This window comes from Pseudomonas sp. QLc11A (assembly GCF_052112305.1).
Lineage (GTDB): Bacteria > Pseudomonadota > Gammaproteobacteria > Pseudomonadales > Pseudomonadaceae > Aquipseudomonas > Aquipseudomonas laurylsulfatiphila.
Genome location: NZ_JAVAJJ010000003.1, coordinates 409014 through 427580, shown reverse-complemented (window position 1 = coordinate 427580; position 18567 = coordinate 409014). Strand labels below are relative to the sequence as shown.

The 18567-nt window shown below is 61.7% G+C and carries 11 protein-coding genes and 1 other RNA gene; 3 read left to right on the top strand and 9 right to left on the bottom strand.

Going from position 1 to position 18567, the window contains the following annotated elements:
• Positions 1-5: 5 nt before the first annotated feature.
• From Q8X48_RS07420 to dnaX, 3 genes are all read right to left on the bottom strand, one after another.
• A complete protein-coding gene (locus Q8X48_RS07420; protein ID WP_407799565.1) occupies positions 6-1040 on the bottom strand; it encodes an NADP-dependent oxidoreductase in 1035 nt (344 codons plus the stop codon).
• Positions 1041-1312: 272 nt separating this feature from the next.
• The gene (locus tag Q8X48_RS07415) at positions 1313-1651 is read right to left on the bottom strand and encodes a YbaB/EbfC family nucleoid-associated protein (protein WP_007971455.1); all 339 of its coding nucleotides are present in this window, start codon (positions 1649-1651) and stop codon (positions 1313-1315) included.
• 68 nt (positions 1652-1719) lie between these two features.
• Positions 1720-3801, bottom strand: coding sequence for a DNA polymerase III subunit gamma/tau (gene dnaX / locus Q8X48_RS07410; RefSeq protein WP_407799563.1), 2082 nt, complete (start codon positions 3799-3801; stop codon positions 1720-1722).
• Between the two features lie 123 nt (positions 3802-3924).
• Between dnaX and Q8X48_RS07405 the strand changes: the two genes are divergently transcribed.
• Positions 3925-4722 (top strand): substrate-binding periplasmic protein, encoded by a 798-nt coding sequence (locus Q8X48_RS07405; protein WP_407799561.1) that lies wholly within the window; start codon positions 3925-3927, stop codon positions 4720-4722.
• 60 nt (positions 4723-4782) lie between these two features.
• Here the strand turns inward: Q8X48_RS07405 and ffs are convergent.
• From ffs to Q8X48_RS07375, 6 genes are all read right to left on the bottom strand, one after another.
• An RNA gene (ffs, locus tag Q8X48_RS07400) (signal recognition particle sRNA small type) lies at positions 4783-4879 on the bottom strand.
• A gap of 111 nt (positions 4880-4990) precedes the next feature.
• Positions 4991-6157 (bottom strand): zinc-binding metallopeptidase family protein, encoded by a 1167-nt coding sequence (locus Q8X48_RS07395; protein ID WP_407799560.1) that lies wholly within the window; start codon positions 6155-6157, stop codon positions 4991-4993.
• A 208-nt stretch (positions 6158-6365) separates the two neighbouring features.
• Positions 6366-8723, bottom strand: a complete 2358-nt coding sequence (gene ligA, locus Q8X48_RS07390) for an NAD-dependent DNA ligase LigA (protein WP_407799559.1) — start codon at positions 8721-8723, stop codon at positions 6366-6368.
• Positions 8724-8980: 257 nt separating this feature from the next.
• Positions 8981-9835 carry a cell division protein ZipA gene (zipA, locus tag Q8X48_RS07385; RefSeq protein WP_007971469.1) on the bottom strand — a complete coding sequence of 285 codons (855 nt, stop codon included), beginning with the start codon at positions 9833-9835 and terminating at the stop codon, positions 8981-8983.
• Positions 9836-10093: 258 nt separating this feature from the next.
• On the bottom strand, positions 10094-13582 hold the full coding sequence (gene smc, locus Q8X48_RS07380) for a chromosome segregation protein SMC (protein ID WP_407799557.1): 3489 nt from the start codon (positions 13580-13582) through the stop codon (positions 10094-10096).
• A gap of 2 nt (positions 13583-13584) precedes the next feature.
• The gene (locus Q8X48_RS07375) at positions 13585-14244 is read right to left on the bottom strand and encodes a GntR family transcriptional regulator (RefSeq protein WP_095965188.1); all 660 of its coding nucleotides are present in this window, start codon (positions 14242-14244) and stop codon (positions 13585-13587) included.
• 457 nt (positions 14245-14701) lie between these two features.
• On the opposite strand from Q8X48_RS07375, the gene xdhA reads away from it, so the two are divergent.
• Together xdhA and xdhB are read left to right on the top strand one after the other, a co-directional pair.
• Entirely contained in the window at positions 14702-16156 is a 1455-nt protein-coding gene (gene xdhA / locus Q8X48_RS07370; RefSeq protein WP_407799555.1) for a xanthine dehydrogenase small subunit, read from the top strand.
• Positions 16149-18548, top strand: a complete 2400-nt coding sequence (xdhB, locus tag Q8X48_RS07365; protein WP_407799553.1) for a xanthine dehydrogenase molybdopterin binding subunit — start codon at positions 16149-16151, stop codon at positions 18546-18548. The genes xdhA and xdhB overlap by 8 nt, the downstream gene beginning before the upstream one ends.
• Positions 18549-18567: the final 19 nt, after the last annotated feature.

The following is an 18567-nucleotide window of genomic DNA, read 5'->3' as shown; positions in this document are numbered from 1 at the left end:
ATTACTCAGTCCCGGGAAACCTGAACCACCAGTTTGCCGAAGTTGCGCCCTTCCAGCATGCCGATGAACGCGTCGGGAGCCTGTTCCAGGCCATCGACCACGTCTTCGCGGAATTTCACCTTGCCATCACGCACCCAGGGCGCCATGGCACTGAGGAATTCCGGCTGGCGATCACCATAGTCATCGAACACGATGAAACCCTGGATGCGCACCCGCTTGGTCAACAGGGTGCGCTGCAACAGGGGCAGGCGATCCGGCCCGCTCGGCGCTTCATGGGCGTTATAGGAGGCAATCAGGCCGCACAGTGGGATCCGCGCCTTGGGATTGAGCAACGGCACCACAGCGTCGAAGACCTTGCCACCGACGTTTTCGTAGTAGATGTCGATGCCCTTGCCGCAGGCCTTGGCCAGTTCATCGGCAAAGTCAGGGCTCTTGTGGTCGATGCAGGCGTCGAAGCCCAGCTCGTCGACCACATAACGGCACTTGTCCGCCCCGCCGGCCACGCCGACCACACGCAGCCCCTTGATCTTCGCCACCTGGCCGACCACCGAACCCACAGCGCCTGAGGCCGCTGCAACCACCAGGGTTTCGCCGGCCTGGGGCTGGCCGATGTCCATCAGGCCCATGTACGCGGTCATGCCCGGCATTCCCAGCACCCCAAGGGCCATCGATGCACTGGGCAATCCCGACGGCACCGGGATGATGCTGCGCCCGTCATTGATGCTGTGGCTTTGCCAACCGGTGGCACCGACCACCAGGTCTCCTTCCTGAAACTTCGGATTGAGCGAGCGTTCGACCCGACTGACCGCACCGCCGGTCATCACTTCGCCGATTTCCACCGGTGCGGCGTAGGACGGCGCGTCGCTCATGCGTCCGCGCATGTAGGGATCCAGCGACAGGAAAACGGTCTTGAGCAGCACCTGACCGTCGGCGAGTTCCGGCAACGCCACCCGCTCCATGCGGAAGTTTTCCGGCGTTGGCGCGCCGACCGGGCGTGAAGCCAGGACAATGCGTTGATTGAGGGTCATGGGGTCGGACATGGCAGCGTCTCCTGTGATCGATGGGGTTCGGTGATATAGGGAGCAGACCTTTGTGGCGGTATGGGGTTCGATGTGTTTTCAGTTGCACCGGCGCGACTTCATCGCGAGCAAGCTCGCTCCCACAGGGGATTCTCGCCGTACACAAATCCCCTGTGGGAGCGAGCTTGCTCGCGATGACGGCACTTCAGACACCACATTTCCAATGCCAGAAACAAAAATGCCAAGCGCAATGCCTGGCATTTTTTGTAGCTCATCTGCCGCCTGAAGGCGAATCAGAATGGCAGTTTCATGCCCGGCGGCAGTTGCATGCCGGCAGTCATGCTGCCCATCTTGTCCTGGCTGTTGGCTTCGATCTTGCGCACGGCATCGTTGACCGCGGAGGCGATAACCGCTTCCAGCATTTCCTTGTCGTCTTCGCTCATGCCTTCGACCAGGCTCGGGTCGATGGTCACGCTCTTGACGTCATGGCGACCGGTCATCACCACGGTGACCATATCGCCACCGGCCTTACCGGTGACTTCGGCGTTGGCCAGCTCTTCCTGCATCTTGGCCATTTTTTCCTGCATCTGCTGCGCCTGCTTCATCAGGCCGGCCATGCCACCTTTCATCATGGTAATCACCTCAAAAGTACTTGGATCAAAACAGCGCCCGGCGGAATGTAGCCGAGCGCCTTCAGTTATTAGCCCTGAGTGACCAGGGCGTCGACAGGTTCAATAGTATCGTTACGGACCACCGCACCGAACTGCTGCATCATTTGCTGGATGAACGGATCACCGTGGATCGATTCCTCCGCCTCGCGCTGACGGTTGGCGCGGCGGCGCGAAGCCGCTTGTGCCGGGGTTTCCTGCTCGGGCTTGATCAGCTCGATGCTCAGGGTCAGCGTGCGCTGGTGATACTGGTTCAGCGCATCGTTGAGGCGACGCTGCTGAGTGGCGTTGAACAAGGCACTGTGGGCCGGGTCCAGGTGCATCAGCCAATTGTCGCCATCCACCGCGATCAGCGTGCAGTTGGCGGCGATGCTGCCGGTCATGCCGGAAATCGGCAATTTCGGGAACAGCTCCAGCCATTGCAGGGCCAGGCCGGTGGCCGGCATTGCCGCGGGTTCAGGCTCGGGCTCCGGAGCCGGGTCGGCGGCATGCTCGCTGGCCAGTTCGTCGAGGTAACTGTAGGCCGAATCCATGTCCGGCTCGATGTAATCCTCGTCCAGCGGCGGCTCGTCATCCAGGTCCATGCCCGGCGTTGCGGCATCGACGTCCGCCACCGAAGGCTCCGGGATTGGCGCGGCGGCCCACTCAGGGGCGTCCGGCACCACGCTGTCCGGCGTCGGCAACGGCATCGGCGGTAATTCGGGTTGTTCGCTGGCGGTTTCCAGCACCGGCTCCACGGCGGGTTGCTGAACGGGGGCTGGCGCGACCGGGTCATTCCACGGCAGGTCGACCACCTCTTCGACCACGACCGCTTCAACCACAGGCACAGGCGCAGGTTCTGGCACAACGACCGGCGCCACCGGTTCCGGTGCTGGCGCAGGAGCTGCCACTGGCGCAGCCGCAATCGGTGCAACGGCCGCAGCGGCTACCGGCGCAACGACCTGCGCGGCAGCCACTGAGTTTGCGGAATCAACTGTGGCCTGGCTGATCCCCACTGGCTTTAGCGGTTGCCTCGGGGCATCCGCAGTATCTGCGGGCCGGAACGCCAGCATCCGCAGCAGCACCATTTCAAAACCGCCCCGGGGATCCGGCGCCAGCGGCAAGTCGCGGCGGCCGATCAGGCCCATCTGGTAGTAGAACTGCACGTCTTCGGCCGGCAAGGCCTGGGCCAGTGCCAGCACGCGATCACGGTCGCCGTGACCGTTATCGACACCTTCCGGCAAGGCCTGGGCGATGGCAACGCGGTGCAGCACATTGAGAATTTCCGAGAGCACGCCATTCCAGTCCGGGCCTTGTTCGGCCAGGTGGCGGACGGCTTCGAGCAACGCCCTGGCATCGCCTTCGATCAGCGCATGCAGGACGTCGTAGACCTGCCCGTGATCGAGGGTTCCGAGCATCGCCCGCACATCGGCGGCCAGCACCTTGCCTTCACCGAAGGCAATCGCCTGGTCGGTCAGGCTCATGGCATCACGCATCGAACCGTCGGCAGCACGGCCCAGCAACCACAGTGCATCGTCTTCGAACGGCACGTTCTCGACACCCAGCACGTGGGTCAAGTGCTCGACAACCCGTTCCGGCGTCATGTTCTTCAGGGAGAACTGCAGGCACCGCGACAGAATCGTTGCCGGAAGTTTCTGCGGATCAGTGGTCGCCAGGATGAACTTGACGTAGGGTGGCGGCTCCTCGAGGGTTTTGAGCAGCGCGTTGAAGGAGTGGCTGGAAAGCATGTGCACTTCGTCGATCAGGTAGACCTTGAAGCGCCCACGGCTCGGAGCGTACTGCACGTTGTCGAGCAATTCACGGGTATCTTCGACCTTGGTGCGGCTCGCGGCGTCGATCTCGATCAGGTCGACAAAGCGGCCTTCGTCGATTTCGCGACACACCGAACACTCGCCACAGGGGGTCGACGTGATACCTGTCTCACAGTTAAGGCATTTGGCAATGATCCGCGCGATGGTGGTCTTGCCGACCCCACGGGTACCGGTGAAGAGGTAGGCGTGGTGCAGCCGCTGGCTGTCCAAGGCATTGATCAGAGCCTTGAGCACATGGGTCTGGCCGACCATTTCGCGGAACGAGCGCGGACGCCATTTACGTGCAAGAACCTGATAACTCATCGAAAACCGTCGCAGCGAAGGAAGCAGAAGCGGCTAATGCTAGCGGAGCAAGGCACAAATTGCATCCGGTGCGCTCGTGTATTGTGGCTAAGCTGCACATCACAGGCATTTAACGGAGTGTTTATGCGGTTGGCCTTGGGGGCATTGCTGTTGATCAGCCTGGACGGCGCGGCGGCGCCAGCACCGCTGCGCTTCGTGATAACCGACAGCTGGAGCATGCCCATGGTGCAGCTTGAGCGGGGCAAACCGACCCAGGGCATCCTCTATGACATGATGCTCAGCCTCGCGACCCAGGTCGGCGTACCAGCCGAATTCCACGTATTGCCCCGCAGGCGCATACAAGGCGCCATGGAGCAAGGCGAGGTCGATGTCCGCTGTTATGCCGCACATTCGTGGCTGCCCGAGCAGCCTGGCGATTATCTCTGGAGCATCCCGCTCTTCACTCAACCTGACGTGTTGATCACCCGGCCTGCGCCGCCCGACGCAGTCAAACCCGCCGACTTGCCGCAACAGCCCATTGGCACTGTGCTGGGCTACAGCTACCCGACCCTGCAACCGCTATTCGACAGCGGCCAACTGCAGCGCGACGACGCACGCAATCAGGAACAAGTGCTGGAAAAACTCCTGGCCGGCCGCAATCGCTATGCCGTCAGCAATCAATGGAGCCTGGACTGGTTCAATCACCGCCTGCTGCCGCAGCAGCAACTGCAAAGCGTGGCAGTACTGCAGGAAAACCGTCTCGGTTGCTACGTTCGCAACGACCCACAGGTCCCGGTGCAGAGCATTCTGCGCACCCTGGCGCGGATGAAGATGTCCGGGGAGATCGATGAAATTGTTCGGCTGTATATCGGTGGCGAGCCGGCGGCTGTGGATAAAGCGCAAACGACGAAAAACCGCCTCGGAGAAGATCCTGGCAGCTAGCGAAAGTCTGTATTCAAGAAGATAACGCGAGAGAACACTCGCGTGGCGTTAAGGTGGTAACCCTACCAGCCACACCCCGGCACACAATGTCACCGCTGCGGCTGCTCCCTTCCAGGCCTGACCGGGTTCACGGCTGATCGTTGCGGGGGGACCGATAGGGTCACCATAACGACGCTCACCTGTCGGCGAGCCGCGCCATTGTACCTATCTGAGGCGAAGTTACAACCGTTGGTTTCGGATTAAAAACATGAGGGGCTTCAAGCACTTGCTATTGCGCCTCAAGCACCGCATCCGCCCTGCCGCCCGCCTGTTGAATCACCAGGTGAATGAAATGCAGCTTGGCAACGACAGCAGGCGGCAGGACGAAGGGGTAGAAATCCGGCTGCCCCATGCTGCGTGACAGCTCGTTGAGCATGCCGGCCAGTTCGATCCAGGCGTTGACGAACGACAAAAAAGCCGCGCCGCCGGGATGCTGCGGATCGTAGAGGGCTTGGGGTGGAAACGGCTGATAGTCGAAATCCATTTCCCGGGCGCTCATGCCAAACCCCAGCGCGGTGTCCACGGCGTCCATCATGTGCAGGTAATGCGCCCAGGTTTCCGCCCAGTCTTCCCACGGGTGCATGGTCGCGTAGGCGCTGACGCAGTGCTGCTGCCAGTCGAGCGGCGCGCCTTGCTGATAATGCCGTTCGAGGGCATCGGCGTAGCTCGCGCGTTCATCGCCAAACAAGCCGCGAAACGGCTCGAGCCAATGGCTATGGGCGATCAATCGGTCCCAGTAGTAATGCCCGACTTCGTGACGAAAATGCCCGAGCAACGTGCGATAGGGTTCGTGCATTTGCACCCGTACCTGCTCGCGGTGCGCGTCGTCGGCTTCCTTGATATCGAGGGTGATCAGGCCGTTGGCGTGGCCCGTGGTCGGCGGCTTGCCTTCAAGGTCGACACCGATGAAATCGAAGGCAAGGCCAGTCTCTTCATCGACTGTCCTGGGAATCACCTGCAACCCCAGGCTGACCAGTTGCGCGACCAGACGCCGCTTGGCGGTTTCCACTTTGCGCCAGCGCTCGTGGTTTTCGGTGATCGACAGGTCGGGAATCGTGCGATTCAAGCTGCAGGCCATGCACAAGGTTTCGTGGTGATTGGCCGCAAGCAGCCAGTTGCACGCAGCCGGTGAATCGAGGTTGGCGCAGCGGCGGAATGCGCCCGCCTGCGGATCGGCGTCGAGCCACCAGGTGTCGGGGCGCTCGCCCGGTTGCAGGGAAGATAAACGACTTTGCTCAGGCTGATACCCAAGGGCTGCTGAACACGCCAGGCACTGGCTGTTGCGAAAGAACAGCGACTGCCCGCAACGACAGGACCAGACTTTGCTGTTGCGCGAGCTTTCGGCCATGAACGGTGCGGCGATGCGCGAGCTGAGCTGCTCGAAGAAAGGGTGCATGTCGATCTCTCCCTGGGGCTTGCAGAGACTAGATCATTACCGTGACAAGATCGTTCCCAACCTCAGCATACCTTGGTGATAAACCGCTTTTTGTGGCGAGGGGGCTTGTCGGATCGCCGCACCGCCCCGTTCGGCGGCGAAGCCGTCGCAAAAATGGGGGCCGCTTCGCAGCCCAACGGGGGCAAGCCCCCTCGCCACAGGGTTCGTATCAAACAGTTATGCCGTGCTCTTTCAGGAAGACCACAAAGGCCTCTTCATCCAGCACCTTCAACCCCAGCCCATTGGCCTTGGTCAACTTTGAACCGGCGCCCGGCCCTGCGACCACGCAATGGGTCTTGGCCGACACGGAGCCGGCGACCTTGGCCCCCAGGCTTTCGAGTTTGTCCTTGGCCACATCGCGGCTCATCAACTCCAGCGAGCCAGTCAGTACCCAGGTCTGCCCGGCCAGCGGCAAGCCTTCGACGACCTTCTTCTCGCTCTGCCAGTGCATGCCGAATTCGGCCAGTTGCTTCTCGGCCGCTTCGGCCAATTGGCGATTCTCTTCGAGCGCGAAGAACTCGCGCACCGAATTGGCCTGTTTCTCCGGCAGCGCCTGACGCATATCCAGCCAGTCAGCACCGATCACCGCCTGCAGCGAGCCGAACCTGTCCGCCAGTTTCTGCGCCCCGCCCGGACCGACCGATGGAATATGCAGTTTGTCGAGAAAACCGCCCAGCGTGGTGCTCGCCGAAAACTCGGCACCCAACTCGCCCTGATCCTGAATCTGCAGGCCATGCCTGAGCAAATCAGCGATCACCTGCTGGTTATGCGCGTCTTCAAAGAAGCTGTGGATCTCGTGCGCGACTTCCAGCCCGACATCCGGCAAGTACGTCAGCACCTGCGGCAAAGCCTGCTGCACCCGCTCCAGCGAACCCAGGGAACGTGCCAGCACCTTGGCCGTCTCTTCGCCGACATCGGGAATCCCGAGGGCGTAGATGAACCGCGCCAGGCCCGGCTTCTTGCTGTCTTCAATGGCGCCGAGCAGGTTCTTGCTCGACAACTCGGCAAAGCCTTCCAGATCGACGATCTGCTCGAACGTCAGGGCGTACAGATCGGCCGGCGAACTCACCAGGCCTTCGTCGACCAGTTGCTCGACGCTTTTCTCGCCCAGGCCTTCGATGTCCATGGCACGACGGGAGACGAAGTGAATGATGGCCTGCTTGAGTTGCGCGCCACAGGCCAGGCGGCCGACGCAGCGATACACCGCGCCTTCGCTGACCGTCTCGCGGCCCTTGCTGCGCTTGATCAATTGCGTGCGCTCGACATGGGAGCCACACACCGGGCACTTCTCCGGGATCTGCACCGGCCGGGCGTTTTCCGGACGACGTTCCATGACCACCTGCACCACTTGCGGAATCACGTCACCGGCACGGCGAATGATCACCGTGTCGCCGATCATCAGGCCCAAGCGCGCCACTTCGTCCATGTTGTGCAGCGTGGCATTGGCCACCGTGACGCCCGCGACCTTGACCGGCTTCAGACGCGCCACCGGCGTCACCGCACCGGTGCGGCCGACCTGGAATTCCACATCGAGCAGTTCGGTGAGCTCTTCCATCGCCGGGAATTTATGGGCGATGGCCCAGCGCGGCTCACGGGCGCGAAAACCCAGTTCGCGCTGCGAAGCGATGCTGTTGACCTTGAACACCACGCCGTCGATTTCATAGGGCAGCGCATTGCGCCGCTCACCGATGTCGCGGTAGTAGTCCAGGCACTCGGCGATACCCTGCGCCAGTTTCAACTCATGACTGATCGGCATGCCCCAGGCCTTGAGTTGCTGCAAATTGCCGATGTGCGTATCGGCAATGTCCGCCGACACCTGGCCGATGCCGTAGCAGCAGAATTCCAGCGGACGGTTGGCGGTAATCTTCGAATCCAGCTGGCGCAAACTGCCCGCCGCTGCATTGCGCGGGTTGGCGAAAGTCTTGCCGCCGACTTCCAGTTGCGTGGCGTTGAGCCGTTCGAAACCGGCCTTGGACATGAACACTTCGCCGCGCACTTCCAGGGTCGCCGGCCAGCCAGTACCGTGCAGCTTGAGCGGAATGTTGCGCACGGTGCGCACGTTGACGCTGATGTCTTCACCGGTCGTGCCATCGCCGCGCGTGGCGCCGCGCACCAGGACGCCATCCTGGTACAACAGGCTGACGGCCAGACCATCGAGCTTGGGCTCGCAACTGTATTCGACTGTTGCGCCGCCACCGAACAGGTCGCCCGCCGGCAAGTCCAGGCCTTCGGTCACCCGGCGGTCGAACTCACGCATGTCGGTTTCTTCGAAGGCGTTGCCGAGGCTGAGCATCGGCACTTCGTGACGCACCTGGGTAAACGCCGACAGCGCCGCGCTGCCCACTCGCTGGGTGGGCGAGTCGCTGGTGATCAGCTCGGGATTGGCCGCTTCCAGCGCCTTGAGCTCGTTGAACAAGCGGTCGTATTCGGCGTCCGGAATGCTCGGCTCGTCGAGCACGTGATAGCGATAGTTGTGCTGATCCAGCTCAGCGCGCAGCTCTAAAATACGGTTCTTGGCGGCGGTCATGGGTGTTCTCTCGTAAAGCAAAAGAGCAGCCGAGGCTGCTCAATTTTCATATTTCGGCCCGGCAAGGGGCTGCATTTGTGGCGAGGGGGCTTGTCGGATCGCCGCATCGCCCCGTTCGGCTGCGAAGCAGTCGTAGATCCAGTGATCGTATTTTATCTGACACAACGGGTTGGCTGGTTTTGGGGCCGCTTCGCAGCCCAACGGGGGCAAGCCCCCTCGCCACAAAAGCTCTCCTGACATAGAGAGCTCCGTTTGATTTAGCGCTTCTGGGTCAGGGCGCGGCGTTCGAATTCGACGATGCGCTGACGGTAGTGCTCAATCGTCTGGGCAGTCAGTACGCTGCGCTGGTCGTCCTTCAGTTCGCCGTTGAGCTCCTGGGACAATTTGCGCGCTGCGGCCACCATCACGTCGAAGGCTTGCTTCGGATGGCGAGGGCCTGGCAGCCCCAGGAAGAAACTTACCGCCGGGGTGCTGAAGTGGTCGATGTCGTCCAGGTCGAATACGCCCGGCTTGACGGCGTTGGCCATGGAGAACAGCACCTCGCCGTTGCCCGCCATGCTTTCGTGACGGTGGAAAATATCCATCTCGCCGAAACGCAGGCCGCTTTCCAGAATGTTCTGCAACAGCGCCGGGCCTTTGAAGCCGGCAGCGTCGCGGCAGATCACGCTGATCACCAGCACTTCTTCAGCTTGCGGCTGATCTTTTTCACTGTGCGCAGGCGAAGACTTGGTGTCATCCGGGAAATCGTCGTCGCGGCTGCTGAAGCTCGGGCCGCCATCCAGATCCAGGCTGAGGTTCATGTCGCCCTGGGACGGTTCGCTGTGGCCACGCTTGCCGCGCTTGGAGCCCGATTCACGAGGCTCGCGGGCCGGCATGCTCACCGACGGCAAGTCCTGCTCGTCCAGTTGCGGCTCTTTATGCGTGTCCAGCACGCGCGGCGGGCCCAGCAGCTCGGCGCTGCTGTCCTCGTCCGGCAGATTGGACAGACTTCGGTCAAGGCGGAATTTCAGTTTTCCCTTGCCGCCGCGCATACGGCGCCAGCCATCAAAAAGAATACCGGCAATGACAATAATGCCGATGACGATCAGCCACTCGCGCAGACCGATTTCCATGTAATCCCGTGCCTCTATAAAAAATGCTGAAAAATAAGGGGTTTACAACCTGCAAACCGCTTTAAAACGTGGCGCCAACTCTATGTTCTGACAGGCGTTTTGCCCACGTATACGAAAAATTGACATTAAACTAGCACGACCAAAGGCAACTTTACACCGTCTACCACCTTGGCTAGCGCGAATATGTCGATTGGCCAGCAAGTCGAAGCGAGGAAAAGAGTCCTACAACCCATGAACACGCCTTCCTGCAACCACGACTCAGGCATCCACCATCGCCATCGCCTCCTCGACATCCACCGCCACCAGACGTGAACAACCGGGTTCGTGCATCGTCACCCCCATCAGTTGATCGGCCATTTCCATGGCGATCTTGTTGTGGGTGATATAGATGAACTGCACTGACTGCGACATCTCTTTAACCAATTTTGCGTAGCGTCCAACGTTAGCGTCATCCAGTGGCGCGTCAACTTCATCGAGCATGCAGAACGGCGCCGGATTCAACTTGAAGATCGCAAAAACCAGGGCCAATGCAGTCAGGGCCTTTTCGCCACCGGAGAGCAAATGGATGGTGCTGTTCTTCTTTCCAGGCGGCTGCGCCATGATTGTCACCCCTGTATCGAGTAGATCTTCGCCCGTCAGTTCCAAATACGCGCGGCCTCCACCGAAAACTTTTGGGAAAAGCGCCTGTAAACCGCCATTGATCTGATCAAAGGTATCCTTGAAGCGGTTGCGGGTTTCCTTGTCGATCTTGCGAATCACGTTCTCAAGGGTTTCAAGCGCTTCCACCAGATCGGCGTCCTGGGCATCCAGATAACGTTTACGCTCCGATTGTTGCTGGTACTCATCGATGGCCGCCAGGTTGATCGCACCCAGACGCTGAATTCTCGCGGCGATGCGCTCGAGTTCTTCCTCGGCTTCCTTCTCGCTGGCCTCGGCGGTCAATGTCGCGAGTACGCCGTGGAGATCGTAGCCGTCTTCCAGCAACTGGTCCTGCAAGGTCTTGCGGCGTACGGTCAGGGCTTGCCATTCCATGCGCTGGGTTTCGAGCTGGCTGCGAATCAACTGGGATTGCTGTTCGGCCTGGCTGCGGCGCTTCTCGGCGTCGCGCAATTCGCGGTCGGCGTCTTCGAGGGCGATCTGCGCGGTCTTGAGCTCTTCGTCGACGGTCATGCGCTTGTCGAGCAACTCCTCGAGTTTCAGGCGCAGCTCTTCCAGTGGCGCTTCGCCCTCCTCCAGATTGAGGCTCAGTTGTTCGCGCTTTTCGGTCAGGCGCTCGGACTGCATCTCCAGACGCTCCAGCGCCTGGCGAGTCGAATCGTGCTGCGCCTTGAGCGAACCCAGACGCACCGCCAACTGATGGGCATGATCCTTGTGTTGCCGCGCTTCCTGCCGCACCCGATCTAGGCGCTCGCGCAAACTGTCGCGCTGGGCCAGCAGCAACTCGCGCTGCTCGGTGTCCAGCGCCATGCTGTCGAGGGCTTCCTGCAATTGCAGGCGCGCTTCACCGATGTTTTCGTGCTCCAGCGCGCGCTGTTCATCCAGCTCGGTGAGTTCTTCGTCGAGGCGGGTTCGGCGCAGGGTCAACTGCTCGGCCTTGGCTTTTCCGGCCGACAACTGGGCTTTCAATTCACCTTGCTGGCGGGCTTCGTCTTGCAGCAAGCGGCGCAAATGCTCGCGGCCGTTCTCCTGCTGACGCTGCTGCGCCCGGAGATTCTGCAGTTGGGTTTCCAGGGTTTCGACCGCGACTTCGCGCTCTTCGCGCTCAAGGCCCAGTTGCTGGATTTCCTGGCCACGGGCGAGCACGCCGCTTTCCGCTTCACTAGCCCGACGCACGCGCAGGAAATGCCGACCGACCCAGTAACCGTCACGGCTGATCAGGCTCTGCCCGGCCGCCAATTGCCCGCGCAAGGCCAGTGCCTGCTCAAGGCTGTCGACCGGCTTGACCTGCCCCAGCCATGGCGACAGATCGATCTGCGCCTCGACCTTGTCCAGCAGGCTGCCCGGTACCCGTACGCCATCGCCGGCCGGGCTGAGCAAACGCAAATCGCCCTGGGCAAAGCCCGACAGATCGAAATCGTTGAAATCATCCACCAGCACCGCCTGCAGGTCGGCGCCGAGCACGGTTTCCACCGCCAGCTCCCAACCGGCCTCGACCTTCAGGCCTTCGGCAAGGCGCGGGCGATCCGCCAGGTTCTGTTCGCGCAGCCATTCGGCGGTGCCGGTGCCCGGATCGAGCGCGGCTTGCTGCAAGGCTTCGAGCGAAGCCAGTCGACCGTTGAGCCGCTGCAAATCGCCCTGGGCCTGTTGTTGCGCCGTCAGCGTTTGCTGTAATTGCTGGCGCAGTTGCTCGAGCTTTTCGACCTGAGCCTCTTCGCTGGTCTGCAAATCTTCGAGGGTCGCCTCGGACTCGGCGAGTTGCTCGCTGAGCTCCATGATCGCCGCGTCTTCCGGGTCCGCCGAGAGCAAGGCGCGCTCTTCGCCTAGGCGCTTCTGGCGATCGGCCAGGCGCTCCAGGCTGGTTTCCAGCTGCTGGATCCGCGATTGCTGTACTTCGGCCTGACGGCGCGGTTCGGCGGCGGTGAGGTTGAACGTATCCCACTGTTCCTGCCAGCCATGCATGGTGGTTTCGGATTCTTCCAGCGCGGCGGCGGCCTCTTCGGCGGCGGCGCTGGTGACTTCCTGTTCCGGGGTCAGCATGTCCAGCTCTTCGCCCAGGGTCAGCAGCAGCGTGCGGTCATGGCCGAGGTGGGATTCGGTTTCCAGGCGCGCGCGCTCGGCTTCCTTGAGGTCGTCCTGCAATTGCCGCAAGCGTTGCTGGCCGTGCTGGATGCTCTGCTCGACCCGGGCAATGTCACCGCCGACCGAGTAGAAACGCCCTTGCACCAGATTGAAGCGTTCCGACAGGTCGTGGTGCCCGTCACGCAGGCGCTCGATGCTCGCGTCGGCATTGCGCTGTTCGGCCACCAGGGCCTCGAAGGAAACCTCCTGGTTGCCGATGATCGCTTCACGCTGGCCGACCTGATCGTTCAACGCCTGCCAGCGCAGGGCCGACAGTTGCGCCTTGAGCTGACGCTCCTCGCCCTTGTATTCCTGGTACTTCTTGGCGGCCTCGGCCTGGCGATGCAAGCGCTCGAGCTGACGCGTCAACTCTTCGCGCAGGTCGGTCAGGCGCTCCAGGTTCTCGTGGGTACGACGGATGCGGTTTTCGGTCTCGCGCCGGCGCTCCTTGTACTTGGAGATGCCCGCCGCTTCTTCGATGAAGTTGCGCAGGTCTTCGGGCTTGGACTCGATCAGTTTGGAGATCATCCCCTGCTCGATGATCGAGTAGCTGCGCGGGCCAAGGCCGGTGCCGAGGAAGATGTCGGTGATGTCACGACGCCGGCACTTGGTGCCGTTGAGGTAATAGGTGGTCTGGCTGTCGCGCGTCACTTTGCGGCGAATGGAAATTTCCGCGTAGGCGGCGTATTCGCCAAGCAAGGTGCCGTCGGAGTTATCGAACACCAGTTCGATGCTCGCCTGGCTCACCGGTTTGCGACTGGTGGAGCCGTTGAAGATGACGTCGGTCATCGACTCGCCACGGAGGTTCTTCGCCGAACTCTCACCCATTACCCAGCGAACGGCGTCGATGATGTTCGATTTGCCGCAGCCATTGGGCCCGACCACCGCCGCCATGTTGCTGGGGAAGTTCACCGTGGTCGGATCGACGAAGGACTTGAACCCCGCCAGCTTGATGCATTTGAGCCGCACGCTCAGGCGTCCGTCAGGGCGGAGATCACCAGATCGCAACTGCGCTGGCCATAGGCGGTCAGCACGGTGCGGATCTGCGCAAAGTCACGGGCGATCACGGCCGCGAGCAGGCGTTCGAACAGTTCCAGGTACTCGCTCATTGACGCCTTGCGCTGGTCCAGGGCAAGGAAATAGGCACGGCTCATGGCCGGCTGCAGATTCTCGACGGTTTCCTGCAGGTACGGGTTGTTGGCAAACCCGTACGTGGCGCGCATCACGCTGAAACTGTCGTCGACGAAGGTGTGGATGTCCTGGCGCTCGTAGCTGGCGGTCAGGCGCTGCTGGATCTGCACGAACGGCGCCAGGTCGGCCTGGACTTTCCAGCCGCTGGCCACGGCGTTGGCCAGCAGGATGTACATCTCGCTCATCAGCGTGCACAGGCTCTGCACCTTGTGCGGCGTGAGCTCGGTGACGTGGGCGCCACGTCGCGGCAGGATCGCGATCAGGTGGCGACGCTCGAGGATCAGCAAGGCCTCGCGGACCGAACCGCGGCTGACATTGAGGGCCAGCGTGACCTTCTGTTCCTGGATGCGCTCCCCGGGCTTCATTTCGCCGCGAATGATGCGTTCGGCGAGGTGGTGAGCGATTTGCTCGGCGAGGCTGTCCGGCGCCTTGAACGTCATGGTTGTCCTTCAAACTCTTTGATCTGTACAAGCGGCGCAGTGTAGCGCAATTGCTGCGTCAGGGCGGAGTGCCCGCCCGTAATGTTGTTCACTTAAGCGAAGTGATTCTTTGTGGGAGCGAGCTTGCTCCGGGCGGCGTTCCGACGATGGACTCAAGCGCGCCGCGTTTAGCCAGTAAATACGCGTTATCGTTAACGACCATCGCGAGCAAGCTCGCTCCTACAGAGGACCACATTCGCTTAACTGAACAGCATTAGAGTGCCCGCCCGGAGGTTTTTGGCACGATTCAAGCAAAAAAGCAGGCTATCGAACCAACGACAATAATTAAGGAACAAGGGGTTGATCGACAAAATGCAATTTCCTGACCTTTAAGTCAGAAAATCATTGACCGAAAAGTCAGACCTGCTAAATTCGGTTCCTATCGGTTAACAACAATAATGAGTCTGCGAGGCCTTCCGTGATCCAGTTTTTACTAAACCAGGAACTCCGTAGCGAGCACGCCCTGGACCCGAACCTGACCGTGCTCAATTATCTGCGCGACCATGTGGGCAAACCCGGCACCAAAGAAGGCTGCGCCAGCGGTGACTGCGGCGCCTGCACCGTGGTCGTCGGCGAATTGCAGACCGATGACGACGGCCGCGAACACATTCGCTACCGCAGCCTCAACTCGTGCCTGACCTTCGTGTCGTCCCTGCACGGCAAGCAACTGATCAGCGTTGAAGACCTCAAGCACAAGGGTGAACTGCACAGCGTGCAGAAAGCCATGGTCGAGTGCCACGGCTCGCAATGCGGCTTCTGCACCCCCGGCTTCGTGATGTCGCTGTTTGCCCTGCAAAAGAACAGCGATGCACCGGATCATGCCAAGGCCCACGAAGCACTGGCCGGCAATCTTTGCCGCTGCACCGGTTACCGGCCGATCCTGGAAGCCGCCGAGCAGTCCTGCTGCGGCAAGCAGCCGGACCAGTTCGACACCCGCGAGGCCGACACCATCGCGCGCCTCAAAGCCATTGCCCCAACCGATATCGGCGAACTCAACAGCGGCGACAAACGCTGCCTGGTGCCGCTGACCGTGGCCGACCTGGCCGACCTCTACGACGCTTATCCACAGGCCCGCCTGCTGGCTGGCGGTACCGACCTGGCGCTGGAAGTCACGCAGTTCCACCGCACACTGCCGGTGATGATCTACGTCGGCAACGTCGCCGAGATGAAACGCATCGAGCGCTTTGACGATCGCCTGGAAATCGGCGCCGCCACCGCCCTTTCCGATTGCTACGAAGCCCTGAACGCCGAGTACCCGGACTTCGGTGAATTGCTGCACCGCTTCGCGTCCCTGCAGATCCGCAACCAGGGCACCCTGGGCGGCAACATCGGCAACGCCTCGCCGATTGGTGACTCGCCGCCCCTGCTGATCGCCCTCGGCGCGCAAATCGTCCTGTGCAAAGGCGAAACCCGCCGCACCCTGGCGCTGGAAGATTACTTCATCGATTACCGCGTCACGGCGCGCCAGGAAAGCGAGTTCATCGAGAAGATCATCGTGCCCCGCGCCAGCGTCGAAAAACTGTTCCGCGCCTACAAGGTTTCCAAGCGCCTGGACGATGACATTTCTGCGGTGTGCGCCGCCTTCAACATTCGCCTGGAAAACGGCGTGGTCGCTGAAGCCCGCGTCGCCTTCGGCGGCATGGCGGCCATCCCGAAACGCGCCGCCGCCTGCGAAGCCGCGCTGCTCGGTTCGCCCTTCAACAACGCTACTGTCGAACGCGCCTGCGCCGCCCTGGGCGAAGACTTCACGCCGCTCTCGGACTTCCGCGCCAGCAAGGAATATCGCCTGCTCAGCGCGCAGAACCTGCTGCGCAAATACTTCATCGAACTGCAAACACCGCACATCGAGACTCGGGTGACCGCTTATGTCTAATCATCACGCCGTAGAGAAGACCCAAGCCGAATTGGCTGAACTGTTCGCCAAGGACCTGACCACCGGTGTCGGCCGCGCCGTCAAGCACGACAGCGCCGCCAAGCATGTCGCCGGTGAAGCGCAGTACATCGACGATCGCCTGGAATTCCCCAACCAGTTGCACGTTTACGCGCGCATGTCGGACCGTGCCCATGCCCGCATCATCAGCATCGACACCTCGCCCTGCTACGCCTTCGAGGGCGTGCGCATCGCCATCACCCACGAAGACGTGCCGGGCCTGAAGGACATCGGTCCGTTGCTGCCGGGCGATCCGCTGCTGGCGATCGACACCGTGCAGTTCGTCGGCCAGCCGGTGGTCGCCGTTGCCGCGAAAGACCTGGAAACCGCACGCAAGGCGGCCATGGCCGCGATCATCGAATATGAAGATCTGGAACCTGTGCTGGACGTGGTCGAAGCCCTGCGCAAGCGCCACTTCGTACTCGACAGCCACACCCACAAACGCGGCGATTCGGCCACGGCGCTGGCCACTGCCGAGCACCGCATCCAGGGCACCCTGCACATCGGCGGCCAGGAGCACTTCTACCTGGAAACCCAGATCTCTTCGGTGATGCCGACCGAAGACGGCGGCATGATCGTCTACTGCTCCACGCAGAACCCCACCGAAGTGCAGAAGCTGGTGGCCGAAGTACTGGACGTGTCGATGAACAAGATCGTCGTCGACATGCGCCGCATGGGCGGCGGTTTCGGCGGCAAGGAAACCCAGGCGGCCAGCCCCGCGTGCCTGTGCGCGGTGATCGCGCACCTCACCGGCCAGCCGACCAAGATGCGCCTGCCACGGGTCGAAGACATGCTGATGACCGGCAAGCGTCACCCCTTCTATGTCGAGTACGACGTCGGCTTCGACAGCACCGGCCGCCTGCACGGCATCAACCTGGAACTGGCCGGCAACTGCGGTTGCTCGCCTGACCTGTCGGCGTCGATCGTCGACCGCGCGATGTTCCACTCGGACAACTCGTACTACCTGGGCGATGCGACCATCAACGGTCACCGCTGCAAGACCAACACCGCGTCGAACACCGCCTACCGTGGTTTCGGCGGCCCGCAAGGCATGGTCGCCATCGAAGAAGTGATGGACGCCATCTCCCGCCATCTGGCCCTCGATCCTTTGGCCGTGCGCAAGGCCAACTACTACGGCAAGACCGAGCGCAACGTCACCCACTACTACCAGACCGTCGAGCACAACATGCTCGAGGAGATGACCGCCGAACTGGAAGAAAGCAGCCAGTACGCCGAGCGTCGCGAGGCAATCCGTCGCTACAACGCCAACAGCCCGATCCTGAAAAAAGGCCTGGCGCTGACCCCGGTGAAATTCGGTATTTCCTTCACCGCCAGCTTCCTCAACCAGGCCGGTGCCCTGGTGCACGTCTACACCGACGGCAGCATCCACCTGAACCACGGCGGCACCGAAATGGGCCAGGGCCTGAACACCAAGGTCGCGCAGGTGGTGGCCGAAGTGTTCCAGGTGGAAATGGACCGCGTACAGATCACCGCGACCAACACCGACAAGGTACCGAACACCTCGCCGACTGCCGCGTCCAGCGGTGCCGACCTGAACGGCAAGGCTGCGCAGAACGCCGCCGAAACCATCAAGCAGCGCCTGGTGGAATTCGCCGCGCGCCAGTACAAGGTCAGCGAAGAAGACGTGGAGTTCCACAACGGCCACGTGCGGGTCCGCGATCACATCCTGACCTTCGAAGCATTGATCCAGCAGGCGTACTTCGCCCAGGTGTCGCTGTCGAGCACCGGGTTCTACAAGACCCCGAAAATCTACTACGACCGCAGCCAGGCCCGTGGCCGGCCGTTCTACTACTTCGCCTTTGGCGCGGCGTGCTGCGAAGTGCTGGTCGATACCCTGACCGGCGAATACAAGATGCTGCGCACTGACATCCTCCACGACGTCGGCGCCTCGCTGAACCCGGCCATCGACATCGGCCAGGTCGAGGGCGGTTTCATCCAGGGCATGGGCTGGCTGACCATGGAGGAGCTGGTGTGGAACAACAAGGGCAAGCTGATGACCAACGGCCCTGCCAGCTACAAGATCCCCGCCGTGGCGGACATGCCGCTGGACCTGCGGGTGAAGCTGGTGGAAAACCGCAAGAACCCGGAAGACACGGTGTTCCACTCCAAAGCCGTGGGCGAGCCGCCGTTCATGCTCGGCATCGCTTCGTGGTGTGCGATCAAGGACGCCGTGGCGAGCCTGGGTGATTACAGGCATCAACCGAAAATCGACGCACCGGCGACTCCGGAGCGGGTGTTGTGGGGCTGTGAGCAGATGCGCCAGTTGAAGGTGGCGAAGGCTGTCGAGACTGAAACCGAACTGGCTTCGCTCTAAGACCGAGGTACGCCTATCG